At 68.7% G+C, this 6,402-nt stretch carries 7 protein-coding genes and 1 pseudogene; 4 read left to right on the forward strand and 4 right to left on the reverse strand.

The genetic code is table 11. The features are described 5' to 3' along the window. Positions 1-206 precede the first annotated feature (206 nt). Both ACFYWI_RS38160 and ACFYWI_RS38165 read right to left on the reverse strand, forming a co-directional pair. A complete protein-coding gene (locus ACFYWI_RS38160; RefSeq protein ID WP_389240734.1) occupies positions 207-407 on the reverse strand; it encodes a hypothetical protein in 201 nt (66 codons plus the stop codon). A gap of 67 nt (positions 408-474) precedes the next feature. Further along, a complete protein-coding gene (locus ACFYWI_RS38165; protein ID WP_389240736.1) occupies positions 475-1,542 on the reverse strand; it encodes a TerC family protein in 1,068 nt (355 codons plus the stop codon). 207 nt (positions 1,543-1,749) lie between these two features. Between ACFYWI_RS38165 and ACFYWI_RS38170 the strand changes: the two genes are divergently transcribed. Further along, positions 1,750-2,025 (forward strand): hypothetical protein, encoded by a 276-nt coding sequence (locus ACFYWI_RS38170; protein WP_389240738.1) that lies wholly within the window; start codon positions 1,750-1,752, stop codon positions 2,023-2,025. A 186-nt stretch (positions 2,026-2,211) separates the two neighbouring features. Further along, entirely contained in the window at positions 2,212-3,090 is an 879-nt protein-coding gene (locus tag ACFYWI_RS38175; protein ID WP_389240740.1) for a universal stress protein, read from the forward strand. Between the two features lie 163 nt (positions 3,091-3,253). Here ACFYWI_RS38175 and ACFYWI_RS38180 read toward each other — a convergent pair whose 3' ends face one another. Then, positions 3,254-3,835, reverse strand: a complete 582-nt coding sequence (locus ACFYWI_RS38180) for a TerD family protein (RefSeq protein WP_389240742.1) — start codon at positions 3,833-3,835, stop codon at positions 3,254-3,256. A 222-nt stretch (positions 3,836-4,057) separates the two neighbouring features. Continuing rightward, complete coding sequence (locus ACFYWI_RS38185; protein WP_389240744.1) at positions 4,058-4,633, reverse strand: TerD family protein; 576 nt, start codon at positions 4,631-4,633, stop codon at positions 4,058-4,060. 338 nt (positions 4,634-4,971) lie between these two features. On the opposite strand from ACFYWI_RS38185, the gene ACFYWI_RS38190 reads away from it, so the two are divergent. Both ACFYWI_RS38190 and ACFYWI_RS38195 read left to right on the forward strand, forming a co-directional pair. Next, positions 4,972-5,376 carry a BlaI/MecI/CopY family transcriptional regulator gene (locus ACFYWI_RS38190; protein WP_389240746.1) on the forward strand — a complete coding sequence of 135 codons (405 nt, stop codon included), beginning with the start codon at positions 4,972-4,974 and terminating at the stop codon, positions 5,374-5,376. Between the two features lie 4 nt (positions 5,377-5,380). Beyond that, positions 5,381-6,311 (forward strand): annotated as a pseudogene (locus ACFYWI_RS38195) (M56 family metallopeptidase). Positions 6,312-6,402 lie beyond the last annotated feature (91 nt).

Consider the following 6,402-nt stretch of genomic DNA (forward strand, 5'->3'; position numbering starts at 1 on the left):
ACGGACGAACTCCCACTCGGCATCCGACAGTTCATGGCGACGTATCACCCGACCATGATCCACCACGCAAGATCATTTGACGACAGACCCTAGCGCCGAAAAGCAGAGCCCAGACGAGGTAGCCGATCACCGGATGCTCTGCCACCGCGTCTTCCACGGTCCTCGGCCGCGAGCGGCATCCGTCAGCCTGGTGTCCTCTCGTGAAGTCAGTGGTCCTGGGGGCTGTTGCGCACCGGCTCCTCCAGGCGTTCGGGGCAGTCGGGGTTGCGGCAGGGGCCCGGGCCCCACACCGGCACACAGACCCCGAGAGTCTTGTGCCGTCTCTTGATGGTCGTCTCCAGAGGGTGCTTGCAGACCGGGCAGACAAGCATCCTTTGGGGGCTGGTCTCATGCTCGTCTTTGCTCATTCTTTAACAATAGGACGTGTGCTCGGAGAAAGAGACGGTCGGCGTACCACTCGTCGTGCGGTGTTGATCAAGGCGCCGGTCGGGGCGGATCATCCGGCTGCTGGTCCTGCTCAGCATGCGCGCCGTCGAGTCCGGGATTCTCGGTTGCGGCGTCTGACAGGGAGGGTCCCTTCTCCTCTTGAGCGGCGGGGGCGGGGTGGGGTGGGGCGGGTCGGCGCAGGCTGAGGGCTACGGAACCAGCCAGAACAACGACGATGACCGCCAAGCTGATCGGCGAGGGGATTTCCGGGATGCTGGTGCTGATCGTCTTGTGGGATGCCTGGAGGATGAGCTTGACGCCGATGAAGGCGAGGATGATCGCGAGGCCCTTATTCAGGTAGTGGAAGCGGTCCAGCAGGCCCGCGAGCATGAAGTAGAGGGCACGCAGGCCCAGGATGGCGAACGCGTTGCTGGTGTAGACGATGAAGGCGTCGTCGCTGACGGCGAGGACTGCGGGGACGCTGTCGACGGCGAAGATCAAGTCAGCTGCCTCGATCGCGGCGACCACCGCGAGGAGCGGGGTGGCCACGCGTTTGCCGGCCTCCTTGACGAAGAACTTCATGCCGACGTACTCGTCCCGGACCGGGATGAATTTACGGAGAAGCCGTACAGCGAAGCTCTTGCCCGGGTCGAAGCTCTCCTCCTCGTCCTTGAGGAGTTTGTAGGTGCTGTAGAAGAGGATGGCGGCGAAGGCGAAGAGCACTGCGGTGAAGCGGCTGACGACGGCGACGCCGAGGGAGAGGAAGATCCCGCGGAAGACGAGGGCGCCGATCACGCCGAAGAACAGGACCCGGTGCTGGTAGGCGCGGGGCACCTTGAAGTAGGCGAAGATCACGGCGAAGACGAACAGGTTGTCCACCGACAGGCTCTTCTCCAGCAGCCATGCGGTGGTGTACTCGGTGCCGGCCGTCGCGCCGAGGGCGAGGAAGACGACGGCGGCAAAGATCAGAGCGAGGCTCACCCACAGGGCGCTCCAGGCGGCGGCCTCCTTGAAGCCGATGACATGCGCGGTGCGGTGGGCCAGCAGGTCTACCGTCAGTGACACCACGACCGTCGCGGCGAACGCCCCCCACAGCCAGAGCGGGACCTCAAGCACAACCCGTCACCTTCTTAGGGCCCTACACCGATATGGGCCCTTTATACGGGAGTCTGCGACATTTCACTGCACTGGGCGACACCAGGGTCAGAAGGACGCAGGCGGAGCATGCCGGGCTCGACCGGCCTCGCCCCTCTGCAGGGGAGGGGACGAGCGAGCGGGGGCATGCTTGGGGTAGAGGCTGCGGATCCCCCAGGGAGACATGTGATGGTGCAGACTCACCATTTTCACCTTGACGCCAAGGGGCACTCGGTGACCGTGAACATCGATGGCGGCCACCGTGGGGCGGTCGAGCTGCTGGTCGACGGTAAGGAAACCGGCCGCGCCGAGATCCAAGGGGGGCGGCCCCTGATCCTCAGCGGCGAACTTCCCACCGATCCTCCACTGCCCGTGAGCGTACGCATCACCCCCGGGCCCGGCACGCCCCGCTGTATCGCCGTGATCGACGGGGCGGAGACGGTGATGTCCCCACGGGCGTTCTGAGCCTCGGTGTACCCCGGCGCCGGGGTCTCGGAGGTCGTGCCACTGACCGGCGTAGCGACGGCACGGCAGTTTTCTGCCCCCTTACGGGGGCGTACCGCGGGCCATCGGGCGCCCTGTACGGCACTGGGCTCCTGCGACGGGTGCCCCGGGGCGGCTACGGGCGCCCTGGAGGGGAGGAGCAGGTCATTGAACGGGCCGGTGGTAGTGGGAGTGGACGGTTTGCCCTCAGCCCTGGCAGCGGTAGACGCGGCAGCCCAAGAGGCGTCGCTGCGAGGCGTGGAACTGCGCGTGGTGCATGCCTTTGTGTGGCCTGCCATGCACGCACCGCCCGGTTCGTCGCCGCTGGGACCTCCCACCGGCGCCCTGCACGAAACGGTCGAACAGATCGTGGCCGACGCCGTCGAACGCGCGCGGAGCCAGGCCGCGGGCCTGCACATCAGCCACGCCGTGATCGCCGGTGAGGCATCGACGGTCCTGCAAGCACAGTCGCACTCAGCGCAGCTCATCGTGATCGGCCACCGAGGCTCCCAGGGCTTCGCTGAGCGGCTCCTGGGTTCCACGGCCGAATATCTGAGCGCGCACGGCCGCTGCCCGGTGATGGTCGTTCGAGGACGCCCGGACCCGGCCGGTCCGGTGCTGGTGGCTGTCGACGGCTCCCCACAAGGCCAGGCCGCCATCGCCTTCGCCTTCTTTGAGGCCACCCTGCGGAGCACAGACCTGATCGCACTCCACGCCTGGAGCACCTGGACCGACCACGGCGAGCACGCCCTGGGCCACCCGGTGGAGCTGGTGGGCGACGTGGACCGGCTCCGGCAGGAGGAAGAGCGAAGACTGGCCGAGGCCCTCTCCGGACACCGTGACCAGTACCCGGGCGTAACCGTACGGCCCCGTCTTGTCCGCGGACGCACCCGCCCGGCACTGGTCGAAGCGAGCGCGGACGCCCAACTGCTGGTGGTCGGCGCACGCGGGCACAGCGGATTTACCGGCCTGCTCCTGGGATCGGTCAGCCAGGCCGTCCTCCATCACGCCCGCTGCCCGGTCACGGTGGTGCGCTCCGACCTCTGACCGCCTCACCGGCGGCTGTGGCGACACACCTCGACCAGCGAGGTCGTTGAGGTGGCCGGGGTGGGTCGTCTCGCGGCAGGGCGGGCGGCGGTCGCTCACCCCTTTGTCGGCGGCGTCGGGCGACAAGAGCAACCGCTTGGTGGCCGCGTGCCGACGGACAGGGCTAGAGGTGCGAGGCGATGGCGGGCATCAGGTCTTGGAAGGTGCGGCCGTGGGCCGGTTCCCCGATGGCGGACATGTTCCAGGTGCCGCCGGAGCGGTGGACCTTGGCCATGATCTGGGCAGTGTAGGCACCGCCGCCGGAGAGGGTGAAACGGGCCAGCTCCTGGCCGGTGCTCTCATCGATGAGGCGGCAGAACGCGTTCTGCACGTCGGCGAAAGTCTGCCCGGTGAAGGAGTTGACGGTGAAGACGATCTGGTCGACATGCGCGGGCAGGCGCTGCAGGTCCACGAGGATCGACTCGTCGTCCCCGCCCTGGCCGGCGCCGCCGACGAGGTTGTCTCCGGTGTGGCGGACCGAGCCGTCGTCGCTGATCAGGTGCTGGAAGAAGACCACGTCCACGGGCTCGTTGCCGGCGAACAGCACGGCGGAGGCGTCGAGGTCGATCTCGCGGGCGGTCAGCCTGGCGAGGAAGCCCTTGCGCGGTGCGGCCTGCCAGCCCAGTCCCATGCGTACGACGCTGAGCGCGCCCCCGCCGCTCTTCGCGAGACTGATCTGCTGGCCCTTAGTCAGCGTGACTCCCACCGGTTTCCTCCTGGTGATCGAGGGCCGAGGTGTGGCGGCCCAGCGACGCATTGGACTGACACGATCGAATCTACAGCACTGTAGAAGCATGCAGAGCTGTGTACTCGCCCCCGGCCCGTCGGCGCACTGTCGGGCAGACCGGTGAGCACGGTGGCGGTGGCCGATAGCCCGGCTGCGGGCGGGCGGACCCGAGGGCCTGCCCGCCAGCAGGCATCTGCCGTGTCAGACGCTCAGGCCAAAGTCGCCGGCAATGCCGGCCAGGCCGGAGGCGTAACCCTGGCCGACGGCGCGGAACTTCCACTCCGCGCCATGCCGGTAGAGCTCCCCGAAGATCATCGCCGTCTCAGTGGCGGCATCCTCGGACAGGTCGTAGCGGGCGAGTTCGGCGCCGCTCGCCTGGTTGACGACGCGAATGAAGGCGTTGCGGACCTGCCCGAAGTTGTGGCCGCGGTTCTCGGCGTCGTGGATGGACACAGGGAAGACGATCTTCGTAATGTCGGCGGGCACAGCGGCGAGGTTGACCTTGATGGCCTCGTCGTCGCCTTCACCCTCGCCCGTGAGGTTGTCCCCGGCGTGCGCGACAGACCCGTCCGGGCTGATGAGGTTGTTGTAGAAGATGAAGTGCTTCTCGGAGGTGACCTTGCCGGATTCGTTGACCAGCAGGGCGCTGGCGTCGAGGTCGTAGTCGCTGCCGGTGGTCGTGCGGACGTCCCAGCCCAGGCCGACCAGTACTGCGGTCAGACCAGGGGCTTCCTTGCTGAGCGAGACGGTGCCGCCCTTGGTGAGGCTTACGCCCATGTCACATCCCTTTCCGTGTCCGGGAGTCGAGCGCGCGTGCCCGGCTCGCCGAGTGGCAGGACATGAAAACTACAGCACTGTAGAAGTTTCCAAGCGCATCTCCAAACCGACGGGCGTGCCGTGCCGTGTCACAGGCTGCCCGAGCGGGCGGCGTTCCTTCTCACCGCAGGGGCGCACCCAGACGCTGATGCGCACGCACCCCGCCGTGATGGCGATCGGCCCTCGCCCACCCAGGGACGCCAACAGCATCAGAACGGCAGCGGACGCCCAGACCACGACTCAGTACGATGAACCGCTCCGCAGCGACAGCCGGGCAGGACAGGTGGGAGGGAGACGGCATGACAGACCGGAACAAGGGCCTCGCCGGCCGGCATCCCCGACGGCGCGGCCAGGGCGAGCTGGAGGCGCAGGTGCTTGCCGCGCTGCGTCAGGCCCCAGGGCCGGTGAACGCGGCCTGGGTGCAGGAGCGGCTCGGCGGCGATCTCGCCTACACCACTGTGATGACGATCCTGACCCGCCTGCACATCAAGGGTGCGGTTGCCCGGGAGCGGGCCGGGCGGTCCTTCGAGTGGACCCCGGTCGCCGACGAGGCGGGGCTCGCTGCCCTGCGCATGCGGAAGGTGCTGGACGCCGAGGCGGACCGGGAGGCCGTCCTGACGAGCTTCGTCACCGCCCTGTCGCCGGGCGATGAGAGGCTGTTGCGGGATCTCCTGGCCCAGCTGCCGGGCGAAGAGGAAGACTGAGGGCATGGGGGTATTCGTCTTCCTGCCGCTGGTTCTGCCGTTAACGGCATGGCCGATCGCGCGCCTGGCCGAGCACCTGCATCCGCGCGCCGCCACCTGGCTGCTGTCGGCGGTCGGCGGTCGCCGAAGTGCTCGCGGTGTGCAGCACGCTGTGCCTGGCGCTGCTGATGGTGGTCGGCACCGCGCTGCCGGGCAATCCGCTGCCGGACGGCTGGTCGGACCCCGAGGTGCGCGAGGCGGTGCCGTACGACGAGGTGGCGGGCAAAGTGGCCATCCCCGCCCTGATGGCCGTGATCACCGCGTGCACGCGGGCGGCCTGGCGGCACCACCGGGTACGCCGCCGCGCCCGGCGGGCGCTGGCGGGGTTGCCCGCAACCCCGGTGGCGGTGCTGCCCGACCAGACGCCGTACGCCTATGCGCTACCGGGCAGGCGGGACCGGATCGTGGTCACGACCGGGATGCTCGCCGGACTCGCATCCTCCGAGCGCAGGGCCCTGTTCGCTCATGAGCGCGTCCATCTGACTGCCCGTCATCACTGCTTCCTGCTGGCGGTGCAACTCGCAGCGCGGGCCAACCCGTTCCTGCGGCCGCTGCGTACGGCCGTGATGTACAACGCCGAGCGGTGGGCCGACGAGGACGCGGCCACCCACGTGGGCAACCGCCGCACCGTGGCGCGGGCGATCGGCAAGGCGGCTCTGGTCTCGCGTGGCGCGCCCATGGCGACGCTCGCGGGCTTCACGGCCGCCGGGCCCGTGCCGCGCCGGGTGGCCGCCCTGCTCGGACCGGCGCCCGCCGCACGCACCTGGCCGCCGGTCTTCACCATGGTGGGCCTGGCCGCCTGGGGTGCGGCGGCAGGTGCCACCGTCTCAGCGCTGTCCTCGGCGAACTCGGCCGTCACACTGTTCTTCATCCTCAAAGCCGCGACCCCGCTCTAGGGCCTGTGTGGGGTTGTGATCAGTCGGCGGCCTTCAGGAGGTCGTCGATCCAGATCATTGAGGCGCGGAGGTGGAGGCCGGCGAGGTAGCT

The organism is Streptomyces sp. NPDC002889 (assembly GCF_042888425.1).
Lineage (GTDB): Bacteria > Actinomycetota > Actinomycetes > Streptomycetales > Streptomycetaceae > Streptomyces.